The following is a 24,464-nucleotide window of genomic DNA, read 5'->3' as shown; positions in this document are numbered from 1 at the left end:
GTGCCGGATAACAGTACCCGGCACATCAATTCCCCTACAGGTATCGCCAAAGGATATATATATCAGGTCCTTACAGAAGCCCTTCAATCACCCGATCCGGCGGTGTGTGACCATCGACAAAGGTCTTGATATTGATCAGCACCTTTTCGCCCATATCGACACGCCCTTCGATGGTCGCCGACCCCATATGCGGCAACAGAACGGCGTTCTGCAATTCAAGCAGTTTCGGGTTCACGGCCGGTTCATGTTCGAACACATCAAGCCCGGCCCCGGCAATTTCACGATCGGCCAGCATCCGGGTCAATGCCGGTTCATCGACAATCTCGCCACGGGCCGTATTGACCAGAATGGCGTGCGGCTGCATCAGTTTAAGGCGACGGGCCGACAGCAAATGATAGGTTGCCGGTGTATGCGGGCAGTTGACTGACACAACATCAACATGGGCCAACATCTGATCCAGGCTTTCCCACCAGGTCGCATCCAGTTCCGCCTCGGTATCGGGATGAACACGGCGGCGGTTATGATAATGCACAGACAGGCCAAAACCCTTTGCCCGGCGGGCCAAGGCCCGGCCAATGCGCCCCATGCCGACAATGCCAAGCCGCTTGCCCCAGATGCGATGCCCCAGCATCGATGTCGGTGCCCAGCCCGTCCATTCGCCGCTGCGGATCATGCGTTCGCCTTCGGCAACACGGCGCGATACTGCAAGGATCAGCGCCATTGTCATATCGGCGGTATCCTCGGTCAGGACATCGGGGGTGTTGGTGACGGTGATACCGCGTGACCGTGCGGTTTGCAGATCGACATGGTCAACACCCGTCCCGAAATTGGCAATCAGGCGCAAATTCGGCCCCGCATGGGCAAGAACGGCGGAATCGATTCTGTCCGTCACCGTCGGGACAAGAACATCGGCCTGTTTGACCGCCTCGATCAATTCGGCCTTGGACATCGGGACATCGTCGATGTTCAGACGTGCATCAAACAGCTCCATCATGCGGGTTTCAATCGCTTCCGGCAGTTTGCGGGTCACGATGACGAGGGGTTTTTTCTTGGTCATCTGCCGTTCCTATGCGGTCTTTTAACTCTTTTGCTGACAAGATGGGTTTCTTGCGCCAAATGCGCTCTTGCCGCAATGCAGTGATGCCACGTCACAGGGTATTAAAGCAAGAATTTTGACGTCATTTTTGTAATTTTATTTCTTAAAGAGCAAGGTTCGCCGGTTCCGAAATTCTATTCCGGCAGCAGAAGAAAGAGCAGGGAAAACCGTCACAATGCCGCGGATCATCCGTAAATTCCTTCATACTTTTGTCGCCATGGCGATCCTTGGCAGCCTTGGCGCGCCGATTGTCGCCAGCGCGCAGGAATCAGGCCTGCCGATCCCGCGCTTTGTTGCATTGCGGTCAGACAAGGTTCACCTGCGATCCGGGCCCGGCCTGCGTTACCCAAAGGTCTGGATCTATCAGCGCCGCAACATGCCGATGGAAGTCATTTCGGAATTTGATACCTGGCGCAAGGTTCGCGACTGGGAAGGCAGCGAAGGATGGGTGCATCAAAGTCTTTTGCTGGGATCACGTCATGTGATTGTTACCGCCGATACCATCACGCTTTATTCCGCCGCCGATGAAAATGCCCGCAAGATCGCCCTTGTTTCCAATTCGGTGATTGGCAAAATCGAAACCTGCCCGCGTTCGGTTGACTGGTGTCAGTTGCAGTTTGGCGATTTCGAAGGATGGGCCCCGCGTCAGGGCTATTGGGGCATTTATGACGGGGAATATATCGAATAGGCTTTATGTCTTGTCCGACCAGGGCCTATATCATTCAGGCTTCTATCGATACGCGGGGCGCGCTGGATTGATCAGCCCCGCCACCACCTGACAAGGTGCCGCCAATACCCGTCCCACCACCGTTGCTGTCATAGCCGCCAAACGTGCTGGACGGGACTGGATCGTTGGTATTTCTTCCTGTTGTCGGCGCGAAGTATTGCCCATCATCACGCCCGAATGGATCCGCGTTCGGATCATAGGCAAACGGATCATCACGCTCGGTAACCGGCTCAGGTCTTGGTTGCGGTTCTGGCAGACTGATGCCACCAATCGTCACGGTCTGATCCTGCAAACGTGCCGATATTTCGCCAAGATAGCCCTGAAAAGCTTCTATGATTCCGCGCCGCACCTGATCGGCGTCGCCAGGTTCGGCCGCGGCAAGTTGCGCCTGAAGGATGTTGTTACCTGCAACCTCGGAAACCCGGCTGCGATCAGCCGCCCCGGCAATGCTTTCGCGGTCTGCCTGTAGGGATATTTCCCGGTTTGAAAGCGCTTCCTGCGCGGCATCAACACGGTCACGCGTATTGGAAACCCCGGCATCATCGGAAATGTCGATGGCAGATAGCCCGGTTGCCAATCCTTCGGTCCCGGATGCATACAGTTCAACATTCAGACGGTTGCCTGATGACGTCCCCGATCCGATCTGCAATTCAATTGTCTGATCACTGTCCAGCAGGTTTTTGCCATCATAATTGCTGCTGGTGGCGATTTCGTCGATCTGATCAAGATAATCCTGAATTTGCGCTGTGATGAACCCACGTTCGACGCGTGACAGTGATGGGTTGTTTTCAACGCTGCTGACCAGTGTATCGACTTCGTCCAAAGCAGAGCCGATCCGCGAAAGATCATCGGCGGCAACTTTAAGAAAATCATCCGCACGATCAAGCGAGCCCCGCAGGCTCCGGGATGCAGCACTGCTATTGCGAAGGGCATCGTTACTAAGGCTGGTGTTCGGGGAATTGTTGCTTTGGATGCTCTCGACGGACGCAAGCAGGCGGTTCTGCGGCGCGATGGCGCGCGCAGTGTCAGTATAGACCGGATAAGGACTACCAACTGCCTGCAATGTCGTTTCCGCACAAACAAGCCGGTTATGCAGCTACATGCTACGCCCCGGTCCGAATCACATTGATCCGAAGCCGGGCAGCCCATCCTGGAAGTCCGGCGGAAAAACCAGACATAAGTATAGTGTATTTGGAACGAAATATTAAGCCAAAACAAACAACTGGAGCGTTCAATCAGGCCGATGTTTTGTTTCGATGCAGGATTGCGAACATCTCAAGATGCGATGACCACAGGAACTGATCGACCGGAACAACCCGCGTCAGTTCATACCCACCATTGCGCAACACCCTGATATCGCGGGAAAATGTCGCCGGATTGCACGACACCGCGATCACCCATTCAGGCCCGTCAATCGCAAGGTTTTCACACTGCGCCAATGCACCGGCACGTGGGGGATCAAACAGGACAAGATCAAGTCCGGACAAGTCGGCCTTATCAAGGGGACGGCGAAATAGATCGCGTTCGACAACCTTGATCGGACTCGACGATTGTCCGACGGCATATTGCAGGCTGCGCACGGCACGCGGATCGCTTTCCACCGCGACGACATTGCGGCGATCCCCCCCCAATGCAAGCGCAAAGGTAAAGCTGCCAATCCCGCAAAACAGATCCGCGACATGGCGGGCCGGGATACGTTGCAACGCCACCTTGATCGCATTGGTCAGGGATGCCTCGCCATTCCGGGTCGCCTGCAGGAAGCCCCCCGGCGGCACGGGCACATCGATGCCTTCGAAGGCAACGGTTGGGGTGCGGCGCGCCGCCACCGGTTCATCATTGGCGTCACCGACCTTCCAGCTTAGCCTTGCCAGATCAAGATTTTCGGCAAATTCGGCCAGATCCTGCCGCATATCGAGCCCCGGTTCGACACCTGCATGTATCACCACATCAAGGCCGTTATCCGCACGGGTCACAAACACTTCCTTGACGGTCTTTGCGGCATCCGGATCACATTTGCCAAGAAAGGCCGCAAAGGCATCACGGAACGCCATCAGGTCCGGATGCAGAACGGCACAGTCGGTAATGTCGATGACCGTATGGCTGAACCGGCCATGGAAACCGACATGCACACCGGTTGCCCCCACATGAACCGCAAAACCGGCCCGGCGACGGCTTGCCGGTGGTGAAATTTCGACATCTCCCACCAGTTCCTCGGCCTCGTCGGGATCAAGTCCGGCACGCTGGACCGCGGTTAATGCCTTCTGGCGTTTCCAGTTGCGATAGCTGTCATCATCAAGATGCTGAAGCGCACATCCGCCGCAGCTTTCATAGTGGCTGCACCGCGGGGCACTGGCAGGCGCACTGCGCGCAATCAGTTCGACCAGTTCCGCACCATATCCGTCACCGCGTTTTTGCCGCAGGGCCACACGCACGTCATCACCGGGCAGGACACAATCGACATAGGCAATGATGCTAGAACCATCCGGCCCCGTGATGCTTGCAATGCCGTCGCCCCGCGCGCCGATTTCGCGGATTGTCGTTGTCGCCTCGAACCCGATCAACGGATCGCGGCGCGGCGCGGATTTACGACGCCCACCGCGGGCACGGGGATTGCGGTGATGATGTTTCATGAACTCTCTCTTTGATCCGGCTTCTGCTGCACCTTGCGGGATGGCGCATCGGCATCGACATACACCAGATATGCAATCACGAACAGACCCGCACAATGCATGGCTGCCTGACAGCCCGAAATCCGCCTTTCCCAGCATCACAAGTGATCATCGGGTCAGTTGAATTTAGCCTTTATTCACTTTTGCACACGCTCAAACCCTTAAAATCGTGTAAGAATGCCCACATAAACAGCGTAGTGGATTAAATTTCGGGGCCACAAAGCGCTGGCACGCTATTTTCGACAATTGCACGAACACCATCCCGGCAATGCAATCTGTCTCATCAGGCTGAGGCGCAGAATAAAATCACGATTAACCAATGATCGTGAGACTTGGGGAAGACATGGAAGACGATAACCGGCCAACCGAAGAATCAGCAACCGAGCGCAAAACCGGCATCCGCAAGCAGGCCCTTCTTGCCAGCTTCATGACCGGCGTGCTGCTTGCCCTCGCGACTTTTCTGCTCTGGAGCAACGCGCTTCAGAATCGCGATACCATGTTGCTGTCTGCGGCCCGGATCATGTCTTCTGGCATTGCGCAGCAGGTCAAACAGATCGTCGATAACAATCTGCATGTGCTCGAAACCTTTGCCGATAACTGGCAGGACGGCCCACCTGCGGAAGAACGCGATTATCTGAGCCTCGCCACCCCGTTGCAGGCCCGTTTTCCCGCCCTTCAGGCCGTCAACTGGGTCACACCGAACTACATCATCATGTATGTCGCCCCGATCAAGGGGAATGTCCCGGCGATGGGTGCGGACCTGAAACGCCATCCGCTTGCCGGGCCGGTGCTTGATATTGCGCTCGATCAGCGCCGCACACAGATCACCCCCACCCTTGAACTGCTGCAGGGCGGGCGCGGATTTGCCGTCTATACCCCGGTACTTAGCCGCGATGGGCAGATCATCGGCGTGATCAACGGTGTTATTCGTATCCGCACAATGCTGACATCGGTTATCGATGACGACGGGATCATGGGGTATTCGGTCCGTGTCCGCGAAGGCGACACCGTCCTGTTTGACCTTCAGGGCGAAGGCGACGATCCGGAGCTGAAACAGACCACGGCGGTCGATATTGCCGGTCGCCAATGGCACATTGATGTTACCGCCGACCCGACCCTTGCCAACCAGGCGATGTTCAGCCCGGAAACGGTGCTGTTTATCGGGGCGGCGATCACGATCATCATGACGATGATTGTCTTCGTGCTTGCCAACCGCCAGCCGCGATCATCTGGACGTATCATCCATCACATGCGTGCGCCTGACGATATCAGCGATCTGTCGCTTGCCATCACCCGGCTGGATGGTCACCTGAAATCCATGACGCCGGAAACGGCTGATTTCTTTGACCTGCGCGAAGAAGATTACGGCTTTATCCGGTTTTACAATCTGGCACCGGAATTCCAGTCCGACGGCACGGCATCACGCCGGGCGCAGGAAAAGATGCTGCTTGCGCTGAGCCGCGGGGACGAAGAACTTCGTCGCGAATGGGTTGTCCGCAGTGCCGAGGGTGTTCATGTGGTCTGCGACCTGTCGATGCGGCCATCTGTCAATCACGATGACTGCGTTGATATCACCCTGCACCACAATCCGGCGGCAAATGCATCGGTCAATCGCCTGCGCTATCTGGCAACGCATGATCCGATGACCGGCCTGCCAAACCGCGCACTGTTTGATGACCGGCTTAATCAGGCCGTTGCCCATGCCAAACGTTATGAAAAGCTTCTGGCGGTTCTGGTGGTGGATATCGATAATTTCCGTGCCATCAATGACCGGTTCGGATCGGATATCGGCGATGAAACATTGCGCACGGTTTCCGGTCGCTTGCGCGCGACGGTTCGGGAAAAAGACAGTTGTGCGCGTTTTTCGGGCGATATGTTTGCCGTCATTGCAACCGACCTGTCCGAGGCCGAAGGGGCGGCCCTTGTCGCAGAACGAATTGTCGAGTCCATGTCCCAGCCGATCCAGGCCGGTGGCAATGATGAAATCCGCCTGCATGTAAGTGTGGGGGTTGCCCTTTACCCCAATGACGCCAGGGCACCTTCGCAATTGCTGGCCAATGCCGATGCCGCGATGTATCGCGCACAAAAATCAGCAGAGTCGTCCTATTGCTTCTTTGTCGAGACAATGAACAGCGTGATGCATGCCCGCCTGTCGATGGAAACGCAATTGCGTCGGGCGGTCGATGAAAAGCGCTTTGTTCTGGAATTCCAGCCGCGCTATCGCACATCTGACCGGACCCTTACCGGCTTTGAGGCCCTGCTGCGCTGGATCGATGAAAGCGGAAAAAGACGCCTGCCGCCTGACTTCATTGCCGTTGCGGATCGCACCGGCCTGCTGACCCCGCTGGGACGCTGGATCATCGAAACCGCCTGCAAACAAATTGCGCAATGGCGGGACGAGGGCTACATCCCGGTTCCGGTGGCACTGAACGTCTCAAGCCGCCAGTTTATTCAGGCCGATCTGCTTAAAAGCATTGTCGAGCTTACCAAGGCATATGAAATCGACCCGGCAATGATCGAGATCGAAGTCTCCGAAGAAATTGCCATGCGTGATCCCGAACGCGCACTTGGCCAGTTCTATCGCTTTGCCGAGGCCGGGATTGGTCTGACACTGGATCATTTTGCTGCGGCCAACACATCGCTTCGCTATCTGAAACGCTTCCCGGTGCAGCGGATCAAATTGTCCAAGGCATTGTTTAACATCGCGCTTGATGAACAGCCCGAAAACAGCATCCTGCAACCGGCCATCCGGTTGTGCAAAAGCCTTAACCGCAAAGTGGTTGCTGTCGGCGTCGAAACCGAGGATCAGCTTGCCGTCCTGCAATCCGCCGATTGCGACGAATTGCAGGGCTTCCTGCTGTCGCCGCCGGTCGATGCGATTGAAACGACCGCACTGCTCAGCCATCAGAACCCGGCAGAAAAGTCACCGCCGCGAAGCTGAATTTCGCGGGCTTTCCGGATGAACCACAAACAGCAAGGCCGGGTAAAATGCCCGGCCTTGCCGTTTTTTGCATTTGGCGCTGTTACAGCAGGAAGGTCGCTGCCAACCCAAGGAAGGCAAAGAAGCCAACCACATCGGTAATCGTCGTCAGAAATACCGATGAAGACACCGCCGGGTCGATGCCGGCCCGTTCAAGACCAAGCGGGATCAGTGCGCCAAACAATCCGGCAAACAGCAGATTGATGATCATTGCTGCCCCGATCACACCACCAAGCATGACATCATCAAACCAGAACCACGTCACAGCCCCGGTCAGAACGGCAAAGGCAATCCCGTTCAAACCGCACACGGCGACTTCCTTGCGGATAACACGCCAGGCGTTGGTGCTGGTCAGTTCACGTGTGGCAATCGCACGCACGGCAACGGTCAGGGTCTGGGTCCCGGCATTGCCCCCCATCGAGGCCACAATCGGCATCAGAACCGCCAGCGCAACAAGCTGCTGGATGGTTGCTTCAAACACGCCAATGACCATCGATGCCGCAATGGCGGTAAAAAGATTGACCAGCAACCAGGTAAATCGCGATCGGGTGGTATCAAAAATCGCACTTGAAAGGTCGTCTTCCTCGCCAACACCGGCAAGGCGCATCATGTCTTCTTCATATTCTTCATCGATGACGTCAACCACGTCATCGACCGTGATCACACCGACCAGTCGGCCGCTATCATCGACAACCGGTGCCGAAATAAGGTCGCGCTGACGGAAGAGGTGGGCGACGTTTTCCTGTTCCTCGGTCACGACAACCGTGCGCATGTTCTCAGAATCCATCACATCGCGGATAAGCACCGGACGATTGGTACGGATTGCACGTGAAAGCGGAACGATCCCCACCGGGCTGTATCGCGGATCAACCACGATGATGTCATAAAAATCATCCGGAAGGTTTTTCGCCGAGCGCAGGAAATCGATGGTCTGCCCGACCGACCAGTAATCCGGAATCGCCACCAGCTCGCGCTGCATGATACGACCGGCGGTATATTCCGGATAGGACAGCGCTTCTTCAACGCGCGCACGTTCGATATCGGAAAGGGCACCCAGAAGTTCTTTCTGGTCTTCTTCTTCCAGATATTCGACAACCTCGACCACGTCATCCGAATCGAGTTCGGAAATCGCTTCGGCCACCGCCTCGGTACCAAGCAGCGAAATGACCTCTTCGCGCAGCTCGTCATCAAGTTCGGTCAGAAGTTCCGGATCGAAATCCGGACGGATCAGATCGACCAGCTTGACGCGCTGGCTGCTGCTGGCCCACCCCAGAAGGTCGGCAATATCGGCAAAGTGAAGTTCGGAAATCAGTTCTTCGGCGCGCGATACATCATCGTCGCCCAGTGCATCAAGAATCTCGCGCGCATATTCAGGAGTAAGATCGACATACTCGTCACCAGACGACGTATTTTCCGCCGGACGTTCCAGTTCTTCGACCTGATCCGTCATCTGCCCCTCCCCTGATTGTGTTGCGCGCTAAGTTCGTTCCTGCACTTCAATTAAAAATGCCGTGCCGGACCAGTTGTCCGGCACGGCTGTTTCTGCGCTATCGGTCAGGCCCGGTCAAGGGCCGCGCGATAGCAATGTGCGGTTTAACTGTGTTCCTGACTGCGATTGATGGCATCAACCACCGCAATCGCACTCATATTGACAATCCCACGCACCGTGATCGACGGGCTGACCACGTGGGCCGGTTTGGCCGCACCGACCAGAATCGGGCCAACCGGCAAACCATCGCCCAGCATCTTGACCATGTTGTAGGAAATGTTCGCCGCATCAAGCGTCGGCATCACCAGAAGGTTTGCCGAGCCTTTCAACATCGAATTCGGGAAAATGCGTGACCGGATTTCTTCGGAAATCGCGGCATCGGCATGCATTTCACCCTCAACCTCAAGGTCGGGTGCCAGGGTACGGATCAGCTGCAACGCATCGCGCATCTTGCAGGCCGACTTGTTTTCATGGCTGCCAAAGTTCGAATGCGAAATCAGCGCGGCCTTCGGCGTAATCCCGAAACGCTTGACCACATCGGCCGCCATGATCGCGGTTTCCGCAACATGTTCCGGCGTCGGATCAACCGACACATAGGTATCGGTCAGGAAGAATGTCCCCTGCTTCATGATCATCATATTGACGGTCGAGAAGTCGGTAACCCCCTTCTGCACGCCGACAAGGTTCCGCACATAGCGCAGATGACGCAGGAAACCGCCCTGGCACCCGCACAGCATCGCATCGACTTCGCCACGGCGCAGCATCAGGGCGGCAATCACGGTCGGACGGGTCCGCACGATGGAACGCGCATATTCCGGGTTGATGCCACGGCGGCCCATGATGTTGTGGAAATCCTGCCAATCCTGTTCGAAATGCGGATTGTCTTCCGGATCATGGATTTCAACCTGTTCGTCGGGGATCAGGCGCAAACCAAGTTCGGCAATGCGTTCAAGGATCACATCACGACGACCGATCAGAACCGGATGACACACACCATCATCAACCAGAACCTGACAGGCCTGCAGAACACGGCGCGATTCGCCTTCGGGATAGACAACGCGTTTTTTCTGCGAACGCGCCATATCAAACACCGGCTTCATCACCAGACCGGACCGGAAGACAAAGCCTTCAAGCTGCTGACGATACGCATCGAAATCCGTGATCGGACGTTTGGCAACGCCACTATCCATTGCGGCCTTTGCCACGCGCGGCGGGATTTCTAGCATCAGGCGCGGGTCAAACGGTTTGGGAATAAGATATTCCGGCCCAAAACGCAGCTCCTGCCCGCCATAGGCAGCCGCCACAATGTCGGAAACCTCGGCAGTTGCCAGATCGGCAATGGCCTCGACCGCGGCGATTTTCATTTCCTCGTTGATCTCGGTCGCGGCAACGTCAAGCGCACCACGGAACAGGAACGGGAAACAAAGAACGTTGTTAACCTGGTTCGGATAATCCGTCCGTCCGGTCGCCATAACCGCATCCGGGCGGATTTCCTTGACCAGTTCGGGTGAAACTTCCGGGGTCGGGTTAGCCAGCGCCATGATGATCGGGCGTTCACCCATCTTGCGCAGTTCTTCCTCGCCCATGATGTTCGGTGCCGAAAGACCAAGGAACACATCGGCCCCCTCGATCACATCGCTCAGGGTCCGTGCATTGGTGTCGATGGCATATTCCGCTTTCCACGGATCCATCTCTTCCTTGCGCCCCTTGTAAACCACGCCGAACCGGTCGGTTACGGTGATGTTTTCGCGCGGCAGCCCCATGGAAACCAGAAGGTTAAGGCACGCAAGTGCCGCCGCCCCGGCCCCCGATGCTACAAGGCGTACCTTGCTGATATCCTTGCCAACAACCCGAAGGCCGTTGCGCACGGCTGCGGCAACGCAAATCGCCGTGCCATGCTGGTCATCGTGGAAAATCGGAATGTTGCAACGTTCGCGCAATGCCTTCTCGATAATGAAGCATTCCGGTGCCTTAATGTCTTCCAGGTTAACACCGCCAAATGTCGGCTCAAGGGCTGCAACAATATCGATGAATTTCTGTGGGTCGGTTTCGTTCACTTCAAGATCGAAGACATCAATATTGGCGAATTTCTTGAACAGAACCGCCTTGCCTTCCATCACCGGCTTGGATGCCAGCGGGCCAATCGGGCCAAGGCCCAGAACCGCCGTGCCGTTGGAAATCACACCAACCAGATTGCCGCGCGCGGTATATTCGGCTGCGGTTTCAGGGTCTTTGACGATTTCCTCGCAGGCGAACGCGACACCGGGCGAATAGGCCAGCGCAAGGTCACGCTGGTTTGCAAGCGTTGTGGTTGCCGTAACGGACAGCTTCCCCGGGGTGGGATACCGGTGATAGTCCAAAGCTGCTTCGCGCAGCTTGTCATTTCTGTTTGCCATAAGAATACCTTTTAATTTCAGGTATTTGAGCCAAATTAACCCTAAATTGGTTAAATCCTGATTATTTTGTCTTTAAGTGGGGCGCACAGCGTAAAGTACTTTCAAGCCGGTTTGAAGCATTCAGTTCAAAGAATCGCCCAAACACGACAAGGGTCAGCATTGCATAATTTTCAACGCCACACCGCAACTTTCCTCGTTACCGACCAAATAGCGGTCCCGTTTCATATGGGGATCATCCGAAACGAAAAAACCCGCCATCGCTGGCGGGTTCTTTTCATGACCCTTCCCGAAGGAGGGATCCAGATAATGGTGCGGTCGAGAAGACTCGAACTTCCACGGGGGTTAGCCCACAGCGACCTCAACGCTGCGCGTCTACCAATTCCGCCACGACCGCATATGTCTTGTCTGCAAGCCCGTTGAGGTAATTTTGTGGGCTTGCCTTGGTGCGGAAAGGGAGATAGCAAAAAGGTTACCCCTGATCAAGGGCTCATTTCACTTATTTGACAGGAAAAATGCAAACCATCGCCCCTACCGCGCAAATTCCCGACTGGCGCACCGCCTCCGGGTTGGTTTCCTACCCCGAAGCGCTGGCCGAAATGGAAGCGCGCGCCGAAGCCATCCATGACGGCAAAGCCACGGAACTGGTATGGTTTCTGGAACATCCGCCGCTATATACGGCCGGAACCAGCGCGCATGTCGAAGATCTTGTCGATCCGGATCGCTTCCCCGTCTATGACGCGGGACGCGGCGGACAATATACCTATCACGGCCCCGGACAGCGCACCGTTTACCTGATGCTGGACTTAAAAAAGCGCGGTCGGGACGTTCGGGCCTATGTCCATAACCTTGAAGAATGGGTGATTCGCACCCTGGCATTGCTGGGTGTTACCGGCGAACGCCGGGATGGTCGGGTCGGTATCTGGGTTGTGCGCGATGGCGGACGCGAAGACAAGATCGCCGCCATCGGTGTGCGGGTGCGACGCTGGGTCACGTTCCATGGCATCGCGATCAATGTTCATCCCGATTTATCGCATTTCGGCGGCATTGTCCCATGCGGCATTTCCGATCACGGGGTCACAAGCCTTGCCGATCTGGGCGTCGATATTTCTATGGCGGAACTCGATAGACTGTTAAAACAGACCTTTGTCGATGTATTCCCCGGATTCGCAGATGAGTGACAGCCAGAACAGGGGTGCCAGAAACAGCAAAGCCAAACCGGGCAGTTCCCGGAAGATGGGCGAAAGCATCGCCGAAGTCGGCATGGCTGATGCGGAACGCGATATTCTGGCAGAACTCGACAAGGCGCTTAGCGAACATATCTCGCTTCTGCTGGGATGGTGCCGCCGCCTGACCCTGCCCGCGGGCAAACAGCCCCCCGCAACAGCCCACGACCATAGCGAAGACCACGATTGCGACTTTGGGGCATGGTATGCGCTTAATCGCCATAACAGGCTCATAGACCAGCCTGCGATGCATGCGCTTGCCACCACCCATGAACAGCTTCATGTGTCCGCCAGACGGCTTCTGGACGGCCACGAAATTGATGGCAGCGTCGACGAAGCCGAATTCGAAATGCTGTCACTGCGCGCCGAATCGTTTTTTGCCCAGCTTCGTCGGCTCGAACGGGCCTTCCGGACCGCGCGTTCCGATGTCGACCCGCTGACGGGCACCTATAACCGGCAAACCATGCTGGGTGACCTTGGCAATGAACGCGAACGTTCTGTGCGCACCGATACACCAACCGCGATTGCCCTTGTCGATCTGGATCACTTCAAAGCGGTCAATGACACACATGGCCATCAGGCCGGCGATCTGGTGCTGCAATCGGTTGCCGGTATCCTGCAATCGCATGTCCGCCCGTTCGACAAGGTCTATCGTTATGGCGGTGAAGAATTCCTGATTTGCCTGCCAAATGCCGACATGAAGCAATCCGCACGCGTTCTTGAACGCCTGCGCCGCGTTATCGAAGCATCCCCGGTGACGCTGAATGATGGTACGATTTTGCCGGTCACGGCCTCTATCGGGGCGGCCCCGATGACCAAAACCCGCACGATCGAACAGATCATCGAAAAGGCCGATCAGGCGCTCTATGCCGCCAAGGAAGGCGGCAGGAACAAGGTCCGGGTCTGGCGCAATCCCGATGGCCCCAAGAATACCGGCAAAACCGACGGATCGAAATCCGACGCCTGAGCACCGCAGCAGCCTTAAATACGCGTCCCAACCAGCCGATATCGAAAATGTGATCGTTTTTAACGACGCGATCCGGACATGGGATATCGCGTTGAATCCACCGCATTTCTTGCGGGGTAGCGCGCAATTTTCGTGAAAATCTATTTAAAAATCAAAAAATTCTACCAAAGCGCAATCTTGTCTTCACAAGATGGAAACATATCTGCAAACTATAATGATAAAAGGCAGCAGGGTCCGGCGACGGCCCCGAAAACGAGAGAGAAAACGCTGCCTATGGGAGGGAATTCGGTTCGGACAGAACGGAGGCCCCTGATGTCCACTGCGACGGATTTCGTGCCTGGCGATCCCGCCTTGATGCTGACGGTGCTCCGCAGTGCCGATGGCAACCTTGACCAAAGCATCCTGCTTGAACGCATTTTATCCCTGTTTTGCACGGATGATGACGGCAATCAGATCATTGTCGAAGACTCACCTGCCTTGCGACGACGTATCAATAACGCAATTTCGCATCTGAAAATTGCCGGTCTGGTGGACACGGCAACGGATAACAGCCTGTCCATCACCTCCCTTGGCAGGGCCATGATGATGGCCTATCCGATGGGAATCGATGATGGGGTATTGTGTTCGCTACCGGCCTTTCGCAATCAGATTTACGATACCAATGCCCCGGTTGTGCATGAACGGCACCTTCCCAATCCCGCTTATGGATCGGGTTTCTCGGCGGGACTGGGTTCCCATCGGTTAACCGAGAACCCCTATCCGTCCGACAGCCGCGATCATGAAGACTGGCTGATGGGCTGGGACGAAGCCCTTGATCAAAGCAAACGCGAAGCCGAAACGCTTGTAAGATAGGCAATCATTCCGGCCATGAATGCGGCCCGGCATGAAAAGCTGCGACGGGCACCATTTGGGGGAACTAAAGCGTTTTGTGTTTAATCGTTATCGGGTCTGGAATTCGGATTGGCGGCGCGGAAAAACGAAATCACGTTGTCGCTACCAGCGTCGGTTTTGGTGTCGGTGTCCGAAGATGCCATATCGACGTCATCGGGATTTTTCCCGCCCCCGGCAACAGCGGATTCGGTTTCATCGCCGGTTTCATCAGATCCGGCATTTTCAGACGGTTCGGAACCACCGCGATAATGGCCATCATGCTGCCTGTCGGCCTTGCGGTCCTCGGCGTCTTTTTTCGTGCGCTCGCCGCGTGTGCGGCCATGCAGGGCACGATTGGCATCGGCCTGTTTTTCCTTGGCTGTGCGCTTCTTCTGCTTGCGCGCCTGACGCAGATTGACAAGATCGCCCATGCGGACGTCCCCTTTCATCGCGGCCTGAAATGACAAACGGGCACCCTGAATGATCAGGGCACCCGCCTGGAAGCTTGGCAAACCGTTGATAAAACCTGCTGCCTCAAACCGCCTTAGCGGACGAAGACATGTACCTCGTTGGCCGAAACCGAGGCACTGGTCGCATCAGAAACACGTACACGCGTGCTGGGCATTCCCATATCTGTCAGGGAACGCAGAACCGATTGCGCATTGCGTTTTGATTTGTTGCTGTTCAGCGCAACCTGCGCCGGGGTACCACGATTCGGCGTTACCGCAACAACATCAAAGCTGGCCTGCGGGCGACGCTCCAGAACGCGGTTGACCGCGTTATAAAGCGCCTGCTCGTATTTCACGCTTGCGCTGTCGAAACGGATAACCACCAGCGGACGTTCGCTGGTCGATGCCATGCTGGCACCGGCAGATGCCGGTGCAGCCTGTGACTGGAAGACACGCTTGGAAAGCGCATCACCGAAAATCTCGCCATTCTTGACGGCCAGTGCCAGCGCATTGAGGTTTGCACGCTCGTTGCTGACATAAGACGTCTGACGGGCAAGGCCTTCGCTGATTTCATTCAGAAGACGATCAATCAGAACCGTGGTGCGATTGGTTTCGTCTTCAAGCAGTGCGAGCTGACGGTGATCTTCGTCAACAGCACCGGAAACCTGATAGGCAGACCGGACTGATTCCAGCAGGAAGGTCGACAGGGTCGAATCAGCGGCCACTTTGTTGGCCAGCGAATTCATCGCCGCAATGTCGTCATTCACACGATCAAGTTCCTGCTGCGCAGTATTCCACTGCTGCACCAGAACCGGGTTGCCCGGCGTGGTACCAACCTGCAAACGTGCGCTGATCGCTGCCACAGTCCCGTGATAGGCCTGCGAATTGCGAACTGTCTGCGCACGAAGCTGCTGCAATTCGTTGTTGTGATCATTCAGCGCAGCCTTCAGGCGGTTAAGCTCGGACTGCATGTTTTCGACCCTGGAACCGACAAAGGTTCCGGTCTGCGAAATGCCTGTAAGCGGTTGGGAACTGCGCGCAACATCGCTTGATGTCGTAGCATCTGCCCCGCTTGTATCAGCCATTGCTGCTGAATTTTCAGAGCCGGCATTCTCTTCGCCAGCCAAAGTCGGCCAAAGGGCCTCTGAAGAAAAAGAACATCCCCCCAGCAAAAGGGCGGCGCCGATTACGGCGAGGTAGGTTTTACGAACGGCCATTTCGATCTATTACCTAAGTAGGAATAAGCGAATCTCCCTGGGCCTGCTTTTTTATGAATTGAAACAAGCCCCTGCTCCCCCGGGATTGAATGCATCTTAGTCCACGACCACGTGTGGAACAAGACGCATTTGCCCCTTTTTTAGCCATAGTTTGTCATATCGTTGTCAAAAGCAACAAACCGGGGCAGAACAAGGCCCTAGCAGCGGTAAAAAACCTGCATTCGGAAAAAATACGGTTTTTTGAAATTTACCGCTTGCAATGCCCCGCTCGTTTGCATAAGTTCCGCTCCGCCGACGGGGAGCACTCAACGCAAACCGGCGGAAACCAAGGCAAAGCGCCCGTAGCTCAGCTGGATAGAGCATCTGACTACGAATCAGAAGGCCGGAGGTTCGAATCCTTCCGGGCGCGCCATTCAAAGGCCCGACGTTATCGCGTCGGGCCTTTGCCATTTCCGGATCAAAATTTATCGCGCTTTCGCTGTCCGGTCTTTCGGAACGCAGAAATGTGAAGCGGATTACATCCCAGACCCGATTCCCCCCTCGTTTGACGTAACTTGCCCCCGTCATCCTTGCCCCGTCTGCCTCCTCAGACATATCTGAAGGAAACAGCACCAAGGTCCGCAAGGAGACAGGAATGGATATCGGCAAGATTCTCGGCGATGTGCTCGGCTCGAAAAGTTCCGGGCAAATAGGCAACCAAATCAGGCAGGCTACATCCGGCGGATTGGGCGGCGGCCTGGGCGGCGGCCTCGTTGGTGGCGCGCTAAGCGGCGGGCTGATATCTGCGGTTCTTGGTTCAAAAAAGGGCCGCAAGATGGGCGGCAAAGTGCTGGCGTACGGCGGCACGGCACTGGTCGCGGGCCTTGCCTATAAGGCATGGCGCGATTACAGCAACCGCCAGAAACCACAAAACCATGCGCGCGATACCGATCTTGCCAGTATTCCAGCCGATAGCGGCTTTGCCCCGGAGCAGGAACGCGGCGAGGATGATGTTGATTTCCGCCTTGCATTGGTGCGCGCCATGATTGCCGCCGCCAAATCCGACGGACATATCGATCAGGCAGAACACAAACGCATTGCCGCCCAGATCGAACAGTTTGAACTGGGCGCATCGGAAAAGGCGTTTCTGTTTGATGCATTTTCCGCCGATGCCGATCCGCTGGCGATTGCCCGTCTCGCACGCACCAGCGAACAGGGTGCCGAAATCTATCTGGCATCCAGCCTGTCGATTGATCCCGATGAACAGGTCGAACAGCAATATCTTGACCGGCTTGCCGGTTGCCTTGGCCTGCCTGGCGAATTGCGGGCCCATCTTGATACACAGGCCGAAGGCGCACGGCGCGAATTCGCCGCCAGATAGCAAACCAACCGACATAATACACAAAGGCCCGGACGATCCCGTCCGGGCCTGACTTTTTTGCGCAAATATATGCTGGCCGATTACATACCCGGCATGATGACGGTATCGATAACGTGAATAACGCCGTTATCGGCCTCGATATCGGCCTGGGTTACCGTTGCATCGTCAACCATGACACCACTGGTCGCATTTACATCAATGGTGTCGCCCTGAACGCTGGCAACTTCCATTTCCTTGCCCGCGATGTCCGTCGACATAACCTTGCCCGGCACCACATGATAGGTCAGGATGGCCACCAGCTTTTCCTTGTTTTCCGGTTTCAGAAGGTCGTCGACAGTTCCTGCTGGCAGCTTGGCAAACGCATCATCGGTCGGCGCGAAAACGGTAAAGGGCCCTTCACCTTTAAGGGTTTCGACAAGCCCGGCGCCCTGAACCGCGGCAACAAGCGTCTTAAAGGACCCGGCAGATACAGCTGTATCCACGATGTCGGCGGCCTTTGCCGGAAGGGTTGCCAATGCGAGTGCCGCGGCGGTAACGGTTGCGATCACGGTTTTCTTAAAAGCAGTCATGTTTCGAACTCCTGTCCATATGTCGTCGGATGTTCCCGACATTTGTGCTGTCGAAATCCGTACGCACCCTTCGCACCCAACGGATCCATTCTGATCCATCATTTAATTGTGATGACCGCCCGACATCCACACAGGGCCGTCCTGCGTACAGCATCGATTGTGCGTCTTGAAAACGGGAAAAAGCCGGTGCCCGGAAACGGCAAGGAATGCTATGCTTGATGCCATCTTATGATCGCCTCAAGGAGCCCCAAGCATGAATGCCAACACGCGCATCACCATTTCCTGCACTGATCGTGTCGGTTTGGTATCGGATATATCCGGTCGTCTGTTTGATATCGGTGCCAATCTGGGGCCGACCAGCTTTGTGCTCGATCAGGGGCGCGCGAATTTTGTCACCACCTGCGAATTGCCCGACACCTGCCCGATCACCGAATGCGAGGCAGCCCTTTGTGAACTGCCGATGGAACAGGCCGAAATCACCGTCGAAGAAATTCAGCCCGCCCCGCTTCTGACCCGCGCACCGGGGGCCACGCACATGATTGAATGTTCCGGCATTGATCAACCCGGCCTGATCGCCCGACTGTCGGAAATTTTCATCGAATTCAACGCCAATATCGTGCAACTGGCGGCATCGGCAACCGATGAAAAAGACGCGCGCATCTATACAACACGCTTTGCGGTTGCCATCCCGGCCGACCGTGCGGCTGCCTGTCTGGCAACGCTTGCCAACACCGCCGGATCAATGCGCATGCTGTTCGGGTTTGAAGAACTGAAATAGCGTCGCGGCTTACAAGCTTCCGTAATCGTCGACATCAAAGGCCACGTTGCCTTCAACCAGATCGCCGATCTCGATCCCGTCGATCTGAACGCCATAGCTGTAATGTCGACCACCACTGAAATCGACATAAACACCTGTGTCGTTCTGTTCGGCGTGATGGATGAAATCATCAAAATCATCGATGCCGCTTTTTTCCTGGAATGTCTTGCCCAGCAAAAGCCTGTCACCATTTTCGCCTGCTTCGAAATCGGTAATGCGATCGCGTTCCGCCCCGCCTTCGAACCGGACCCAGACGAAATTGTCCGACGATGCACCGCCGGTCAGAAGGTCATTGCCATCCCCGCCAAACAGCGCGTCTTCGCCATGGTCCCCGCGCAGGACATCATGCCCGTCTTGCCCGAACATTCGGTCCGCGCCGCGACCACCTTCCAGAAGGTCGCGACCAGCACCGGCCACTAACTGATCATCGCCGTGATCCCCGCGCATGATGTCCTGACCATCCTCACCATACATTGCGTCGTCACCCATACCCCCTTCGATAAGGTCATTCCCGGTGCCGCCATAAAGAAAGTCGTCCGCATTGTGGCCTTTGACAATGTCATCTCCGTCTCCGCCATCGGCATGGGTGCCGTCCGGCGGAAAGAGATCATCGTCATAATACACCTCACCGGCCAGAACCGTGTCATTGCCCTCGCCGCCATATAGATAATCGCCACCTTCATTACCCAGAATGGTGTCATCACCGGCATCACCGTAAAGGTAGTCGCGATCAGGCTGGCCATATTCCGTGCCAGAAAGGGTATCGTTGCCCTCACCACCATAGGCCGTCGCCCCGGTTAGCGTGTCATCACCGCCATTGCCATAGATGGTGTCATATCCAAAATAGCCATCAATATTGTTGTCCTGATCGTCACCGATCAAAAGGTCGCGATGGCTGGTTCCGAAAATGTCCTCGACATCAATCAGGACATCCCCGTTGGCATCGCCACCTTCGGCAATGCCCGCGCCAAGATCAATATGCACAGCCTCGGCAGACGTCTGATAGCTGATCGTGTCCTGCCCGCTGCCGCCATCAAGGAAATCGGCCCCACTGCCGCCTGTCAGGTGGTCATCACCGTCATTTCCCATCAGGGTGTCATTGCCGGTATCGCCAACCATTGTATTGTCACCACCGCGACCGATCATCAGATCATCGCCCCCCGCGCCAAACAGGGTGCCACCGCGCTCCTCCCCACCAATCAGCAGGTCATCATGATTTGATCCGCGTATGTTCAGATCGCGAAGCTCGCTATCGTCGGCAAAGGAAATTCTGTCCCCCTCGGCATCCCCGCCATAACCCTTCATGCTGTCCTGATCGAAGTAAATGGCTTCGGGCGAACTGCCATAGGCAACAGTCGGCGCATAGCGGGAATAGGAAGAGGGAAAAATATCGCGGAAATCAAAGTTGATGGTATCGGCACCGCCGCCACCTTCGACCGCACTTATTTCTCCTTCAAAATAATCGTCTCCGTCAGTACCAATCACGCCCAGCTTCTGGGAGATATGATCGCCATACTCACCAACAATCAGCTGATCGCCATCCGCATCACCACCACTGACGTCAAGTTCGGCCACCTGTTCGCCAGACGGGGCATCTTCGTTATTGTAGAATTTGAAGGTTAGCGGTTCGCGCGACGTCGCATAGGACAATACGTAATCGTCAGATCGCCCACTGACGAAAAAGCTGTCGGCCCCGGCTCCACCGATCACCGTGTCTGACTCGCTGAAATGGATTTCATCATCACCATCCAGCCCATAAATAATGTCACGACCACGAGAGGTATGGTTCAACACGTCGTCTTCGTTTGTACCGATGATCCGTGCCATGGAAGGCCTCCTGTCGTTGAATGAAACGACTCAACGGTACGCCCTATGGGTGATTCTAAAAAGGAAAATAAAACCTAAAATATAGTTCGATTTTCAACCGGAAATGCGGGTTTTCTGCCAGTAATGGCACGACACCGCGCCAATGATGCCCTTAAACCGCAACCCGGTTACGCCCGGCCTGCTTGGCGGCATAAAGTTTTTCGTCTGCCTGTTTCAGCACCGCCCACGGATCGTCAACATCCTCGTCACGTTCCGAAAGACCAACCGAAATTGTCACGGAAACCGTCTTGTTTTTGTCGGGCGGGGTAATTCTGGTTGCGGCAATCCGCTTGCGAAGGGCTTCAAGCGGCTCGTGGGCTTTTTCAGCACTCCGTCCGGCAAAGACAACGGTGAATTCCTCGCCACCATAGCGGAAGGCTTTTCCTCCGCCGCCAACCCGCGCCAGTTCGCGGGAAACCTTGCGCAGCACGATGTCACCGACATCATGGCCATAGGTATCGTTGAATTTCTTGAAATGATCGACATCAAGCATGGCAATCGCATACTGGCTGCCTAGTTCGGCCAAGGCATGGCCCAAGGCACGCCGCCCGGGCAACCCGGTCAGATCATCGACAAATGCCATCCGCCAGGCTTCCTGTGCCAACCCGGCCAGAACCACACCGGTTGCCGCCAGATAACCGAACTTGATAAAACCGGGGCCCATGACAGTTGCCACCGCAATAGCAATGATCGCGGCGGCAAAGCTGGTTTCAAGCGGGCGATGCAGTGCAAGCAGAATACCGACCGACAGGATCGACAGGATAAGGGCCGGTTGCGGCATGTCGGCCATAAAACTTCCGGTATCGATCAGCCGGTAATTAAGGACCTGATACAGGGCCGCCCCGACATCAGCCTTGCCGGCCAGCATCAGCATGACAAAAAGCTGCAATCCCAGCACCAGCATCCTGGCAATGCCACGCGGATTAAGAACCCCGCGTTCCTTGGTAAATCCCAGAACCAGCAGATTAACCGGGATCAGATAAAGCGTCGCAATGCGCAGGAATGCCAAACCATCGGCTGAAAATCCGCCGCCATTTCCCACCAGCAACCAGTAGCAGACCAGAAGCAGGATCATGACGAAAACCGCCCGCCCGCGGTTAAACCACCAGCCGATCGCACCGCCCAGAAGGGCCAGAATAAAGGGGCCATATCGCACAAGCCCTGCCAGTTCACCCGGCACCAGCCCCGGTGAAAGCGCAAGCACAAGGCAAGCCCCCAAAATCAGAAAGGGTGCCAGCCCGGCAGAGACAAGAATGGAATAAGCGCGACGCATGGGCGGTGTGGTTCTGCCTGAAATTCCCCCAAGGATACGGAAACGGGCACAGCCGATCCGCAATATTCCGGGTAATCTAACCACTGCGCCCTTAACGGGCCATTGCTTTATGCCTTGTTTCTGCGTTTTTTCTAATCCAGTCGGACAGACCCGCATCAGGGTTGCCTTCCGGTTGGCATCAGACAATGGTCGTGTGCGCAAAATGGCTTGCATCTGTTAGCATGCGCACCATAAATTGGATCAAATTCGCTCTATTTCACTGCGGCGCACAATGACCGCGGGCTCAGAATTCTGTCACGGCGGCCACGGTACGATCCCGAAAACGGGACAAAAGCATTTAACGCCGGAAGCTTGGCCCAAACACAAACAGGCCGATCCTTCCAGAATGACAGGCTTTGGAGAGACGTTACCATGAGCTTCACCACACCGACCCCGGCCCCGGCACGTCTGAACCGGTCCGAACTGGCCGTTCCGGGCAGCCGCATCGAACTGTTTGAAAAGGCCGCCAGATCAAAGGCCGATGCGATCTTCCTTGATCTTGAGGACGCGGTTGCGCCAAACGACAAGGAACAGGCGCGCAAGAACATCATTGCCGCGATCAACGACATTGACTGGGGCGACAAGGTGCTCTCGGTCCGCATCAATGGTCTTGATACACATTATATGTATCGCGATGTCGTGGATGTGCTCGAACAGGCCGGTGACCGGCTTGACCTGATCATGATCCCAAAGGTCGGAACGGCCGCCGATGTTTATGCACTTGATATGATGGCAACCCAGATCGAGGCCGCAAAGGGCCGCAAAAAACGCATCGGGTTCGAACTGATCATTGAAACCGCCCTTGGCATGCAGAATATCCACGAAATTGCCGGTGCCTCCAAACGCAATGAAAGCCTGCATTTCGGGGTTGCCGATTACGCCGCCTCGACCAAGGCCATGACAACCGGCATCGGCGGCCCGAACCCGCATTATGGCGTTCTGACCGACAAGGACGGCGACAATCCGCGCGATTATCACTGGGGCGATATGTGGCACTATGCCATTGCCCGCATGGTGGTGGCCGCACGCGCCAATGGCCTGCGCCCGATTGACGGCCCGTTTGGCGATTTTTCCGATCCGGATGGCTATCGCGCCCAAGCCGCACGCGCCATGGTGCTGGGCTGCGAAGGCAAATGGGCCATTCATCCCAGCCAGATCACCCTTGCCAACGATGTCTATTCCCCGTCCGAGGCCGAGGTCACCAAGGCCAAACGCATCCTTGAAGCCATGACCAAGGCACAGGCCGAAGGTGCCGGTGCCGTCGCCCTTGATGGCCGACTGATCGATATCGCATCCATCAAACAGGCCGAAGTCATGGTCAAACAGGCCGAAGCCATTGCCGCACGCGACGCGGGATAAATCATCACACTCTGCCAAACAAGAAGGGGTGCCGCCAGGCACCCCTTTGCTTTTATGGCAACCGCAACAGGTTAATCCGCGATGCCCTCAAAGGTGATCTTGCCAATGGCCTTGCCGGATTCCAGCAACGCATGCGCCTTGCGCAGGCTTTCGGGTGTCAAGGCCCCGAAACTTTCATTTGCGGTATTTTTCAGGGTTCCGGCATCGATCAGATCGGCCACGGTCGCCAGCAATTTGTGCTGTTCGATCATGTCCGGGGTCTGGAACATCGAACGGGTAAACATGAATTCATAGGAAAAGCTGGCCGATTTCGCCTTCAGCAGATCGACATTATGGTTTTCGCTGGCCTCGGTGATCGTCGCGATCCGACCTTGCGGGGCGATGATTTCGGCCATGACATCGAAATACTGATCGGTTTCCGACGTGCACAGAATGTAATCGACATGGGTAATGCCGATTGCCGTTAGCTCGTCATTCAACGGATTGCGGTGGTTGATCACCTGATCGGCACCAAGTTTTTTGACCCAATCAATGGTTTCCGGGCGCGATGCGGTTGCAATCACGGTCAATCCCGCCAGTTTGCCAAGCTGGATCGCAATCGATCCAACCCCACCGGCCCCGCCAATCACCAAAAGCACCTTGCCCGCATTGGCGTCCCTGGCGTTGCGATCAATCATCATCCGGTCAAACAGGGCCTCCCACGCCGTAATCGTGGTCAATGGCAGTGCCGCTGCATCGGCAAAGCCAAGCGACTTTGGCTTTGGCGCAACGATCCGTTCATCGACAAGCTGGAACTGAGCATTGCTGCCAGACCGGGTCACATCCCCGGCATACCAGACCGCATCACCCGGACGAAACAGGGTGACATCCTCGCCAACCGCTTCAACAACACCGGCCGCATCCCAGCCGAGGATTTTGAAATTGCCATCATCCGCCTTGCCGCGGCGCACTTTGAAATCGACCGGGTTGACGGCAACACCCTTGACCCGGACCAGAATATCCCGGCCTTCGGCCTTTGGAGTTTCCATATCGATTTCACGGAACAGCCCGTCCGTCTCGACGGGGGCTGCTTTATAAAGTCCGATTGCTTTCATCATG

Annotated in this window: 19 protein-coding genes and 2 tRNA genes; 9 read left to right on the top strand and 12 right to left on the bottom strand. The window is 56.0% G+C overall.

Annotation, left to right across the window (positions count from 1 at the left end):
- Window positions 1-70 precede the first annotated feature (70 nt).
- Window positions 71-1,057, bottom strand: coding sequence for a 2-hydroxyacid dehydrogenase (locus tag TH3_RS02805; RefSeq protein WP_007088911.1), 987 nt, complete (start codon window positions 1,055-1,057; stop codon window positions 71-73).
- A 214-nt stretch (window positions 1,058-1,271) separates the two neighbouring features.
- Here TH3_RS02805 and TH3_RS02800 point away from each other — a divergent pair, with 214 nt between their 5' ends.
- Complete coding sequence (locus TH3_RS02800; protein ID WP_007088912.1) at window positions 1,272-1,784, top strand: SH3 domain-containing protein; 513 nt, start codon at window positions 1,272-1,274, stop codon at window positions 1,782-1,784.
- Between the two features lie 34 nt (window positions 1,785-1,818).
- On the opposite strand, the gene TH3_RS02795 is transcribed toward TH3_RS02800, so the two are convergent.
- Complete coding sequence (locus TH3_RS02795) at window positions 1,819-2,886, bottom strand: flagellin (RefSeq protein WP_007088913.1); 1,068 nt, start codon at window positions 2,884-2,886, stop codon at window positions 1,819-1,821.
- Between the two features lie 172 nt (window positions 2,887-3,058).
- Window positions 3,059-4,453 (bottom strand): class I SAM-dependent RNA methyltransferase, encoded by a 1,395-nt coding sequence (locus TH3_RS02790; RefSeq protein ID WP_007088914.1) that lies wholly within the window; start codon window positions 4,451-4,453, stop codon window positions 3,059-3,061.
- A gap of 358 nt (window positions 4,454-4,811) precedes the next feature.
- Here TH3_RS02790 and TH3_RS02785 point away from each other — a divergent pair, with 358 nt between their 5' ends.
- The gene (locus TH3_RS02785) at window positions 4,812-7,433 is read left to right on the top strand and encodes a bifunctional diguanylate cyclase/phosphodiesterase (protein WP_233421830.1); all 2,622 of its coding nucleotides are present in this window, start codon (window positions 4,812-4,814) and stop codon (window positions 7,431-7,433) included.
- A gap of 82 nt (window positions 7,434-7,515) precedes the next feature.
- Here the strand turns inward: TH3_RS02785 and mgtE are convergent, their stop codons facing one another.
- The 3 genes from mgtE to TH3_RS02770 form a co-directional block, all read right to left on the bottom strand.
- On the bottom strand, window positions 7,516-8,922 hold the full coding sequence (gene mgtE / locus TH3_RS02780) for a magnesium transporter (RefSeq protein ID WP_007088916.1): 1,407 nt from the start codon (window positions 8,920-8,922) through the stop codon (window positions 7,516-7,518).
- Window positions 8,923-9,065: 143 nt separating this feature from the next.
- Window positions 9,066-11,357 carry an NADP-dependent malic enzyme gene (locus TH3_RS02775; RefSeq protein WP_007088917.1) on the bottom strand — a complete coding sequence of 764 codons (2,292 nt, stop codon included), beginning with the start codon at window positions 11,355-11,357 and terminating at the stop codon, window positions 9,066-9,068.
- Between the two features lie 307 nt (window positions 11,358-11,664).
- Window positions 11,665-11,751, bottom strand: a tRNA-Leu gene (locus TH3_RS02770).
- A gap of 118 nt (window positions 11,752-11,869) precedes the next feature.
- Between TH3_RS02770 and lipB the strand changes: the two genes are divergently transcribed.
- From lipB to TH3_RS02755, 3 genes are all read left to right on the top strand, one after another.
- Window positions 11,870-12,535: a lipoyl(octanoyl) transferase LipB gene (gene lipB, locus TH3_RS02765; RefSeq protein ID WP_007088918.1), complete on the top strand. Its 666-nt coding sequence runs from the start codon at window positions 11,870-11,872 to the stop codon at window positions 12,533-12,535.
- Complete coding sequence (locus TH3_RS02760; RefSeq protein WP_007088919.1) at window positions 12,528-13,547, top strand: diguanylate cyclase; 1,020 nt, start codon at window positions 12,528-12,530, stop codon at window positions 13,545-13,547. Before lipB ends, TH3_RS02760 begins: the two co-directional genes overlap by 8 nt.
- 312 nt (window positions 13,548-13,859) lie before the next feature.
- Window positions 13,860-14,399, top strand: a complete 540-nt coding sequence (locus tag TH3_RS02755) for a hypothetical protein (RefSeq protein WP_007088920.1) — start codon at window positions 13,860-13,862, stop codon at window positions 14,397-14,399.
- Window positions 14,400-14,479: 80 nt separating this feature from the next.
- On the opposite strand, the gene TH3_RS02750 is transcribed toward TH3_RS02755, so the two are convergent.
- On the bottom strand, window positions 14,480-14,848 hold the full coding sequence (locus TH3_RS02750; RefSeq protein ID WP_082242527.1) for a DUF4169 family protein: 369 nt from the start codon (window positions 14,846-14,848) through the stop codon (window positions 14,480-14,482).
- A 113-nt stretch (window positions 14,849-14,961) separates the two neighbouring features.
- Window positions 14,962-16,083 (bottom strand): hypothetical protein, encoded by a 1,122-nt coding sequence (locus TH3_RS02745; protein ID WP_007088922.1) that lies wholly within the window; start codon window positions 16,081-16,083, stop codon window positions 14,962-14,964.
- Window positions 16,084-16,418: 335 nt separating this feature from the next.
- Between TH3_RS02745 and TH3_RS02740 the strand changes: the two genes are divergently transcribed.
- Both TH3_RS02740 and TH3_RS02735 read left to right on the top strand, forming a co-directional pair.
- Window positions 16,419-16,495, top strand: a tRNA-Arg gene (locus tag TH3_RS02740).
- A 222-nt stretch (window positions 16,496-16,717) separates the two neighbouring features.
- The gene (locus TH3_RS02735; RefSeq protein WP_007088923.1) at window positions 16,718-17,443 is read left to right on the top strand and encodes a tellurite resistance TerB family protein; all 726 of its coding nucleotides are present in this window, start codon (window positions 16,718-16,720) and stop codon (window positions 17,441-17,443) included.
- Between the two features lie 80 nt (window positions 17,444-17,523).
- Here the strand turns inward: TH3_RS02735 and TH3_RS02730 are convergent, their stop codons facing one another.
- Window positions 17,524-18,012, bottom strand: a complete 489-nt coding sequence (locus tag TH3_RS02730) for a fasciclin domain-containing protein (protein WP_007088924.1) — start codon at window positions 18,010-18,012, stop codon at window positions 17,524-17,526.
- A 253-nt stretch (window positions 18,013-18,265) separates the two neighbouring features.
- Between TH3_RS02730 and TH3_RS02725 the strand changes: the two genes are divergently transcribed.
- Window positions 18,266-18,790 (top strand): glycine cleavage system transcriptional repressor, encoded by a 525-nt coding sequence (locus TH3_RS02725; RefSeq protein ID WP_007088925.1) that lies wholly within the window; start codon window positions 18,266-18,268, stop codon window positions 18,788-18,790.
- Between the two features lie 9 nt (window positions 18,791-18,799).
- Here the strand turns inward: TH3_RS02725 and TH3_RS23400 are convergent, their stop codons facing one another.
- Window positions 18,800-20,656 (bottom strand): calcium-binding protein, encoded by a 1,857-nt coding sequence (locus TH3_RS23400; protein WP_007088926.1) that lies wholly within the window; start codon window positions 20,654-20,656, stop codon window positions 18,800-18,802.
- 151 nt (window positions 20,657-20,807) lie between these two features.
- Entirely contained in the window at window positions 20,808-21,968 is a 1,161-nt protein-coding gene (locus tag TH3_RS02715; protein ID WP_007088927.1) for a GGDEF domain-containing protein, read from the bottom strand.
- A gap of 411 nt (window positions 21,969-22,379) precedes the next feature.
- On the opposite strand from TH3_RS02715, the gene TH3_RS02710 reads away from it, so the two are divergent.
- Window positions 22,380-23,366, top strand: coding sequence for an HpcH/HpaI aldolase/citrate lyase family protein (locus TH3_RS02710; RefSeq protein WP_007088928.1), 987 nt, complete (start codon window positions 22,380-22,382; stop codon window positions 23,364-23,366).
- Between the two features lie 71 nt (window positions 23,367-23,437).
- On the opposite strand, the gene TH3_RS02705 is transcribed toward TH3_RS02710, so the two are convergent.
- Window positions 23,438-24,460 (bottom strand): zinc-binding alcohol dehydrogenase family protein, encoded by a 1,023-nt coding sequence (locus tag TH3_RS02705; RefSeq protein ID WP_007088929.1) that lies wholly within the window; start codon window positions 24,458-24,460, stop codon window positions 23,438-23,440.
- Window positions 24,461-24,464 lie beyond the last annotated feature (4 nt).

Source organism: Thalassospira xiamenensis M-5 = DSM 17429 (assembly GCF_000300235.2).
Taxonomy (GTDB): domain Bacteria; phylum Pseudomonadota; class Alphaproteobacteria; order Rhodospirillales; family Thalassospiraceae; genus Thalassospira; species Thalassospira xiamenensis.
Note: the sequence above shows the minus strand (reverse complement) of the source record. Positions and strands in the feature narration are given on the sequence as shown.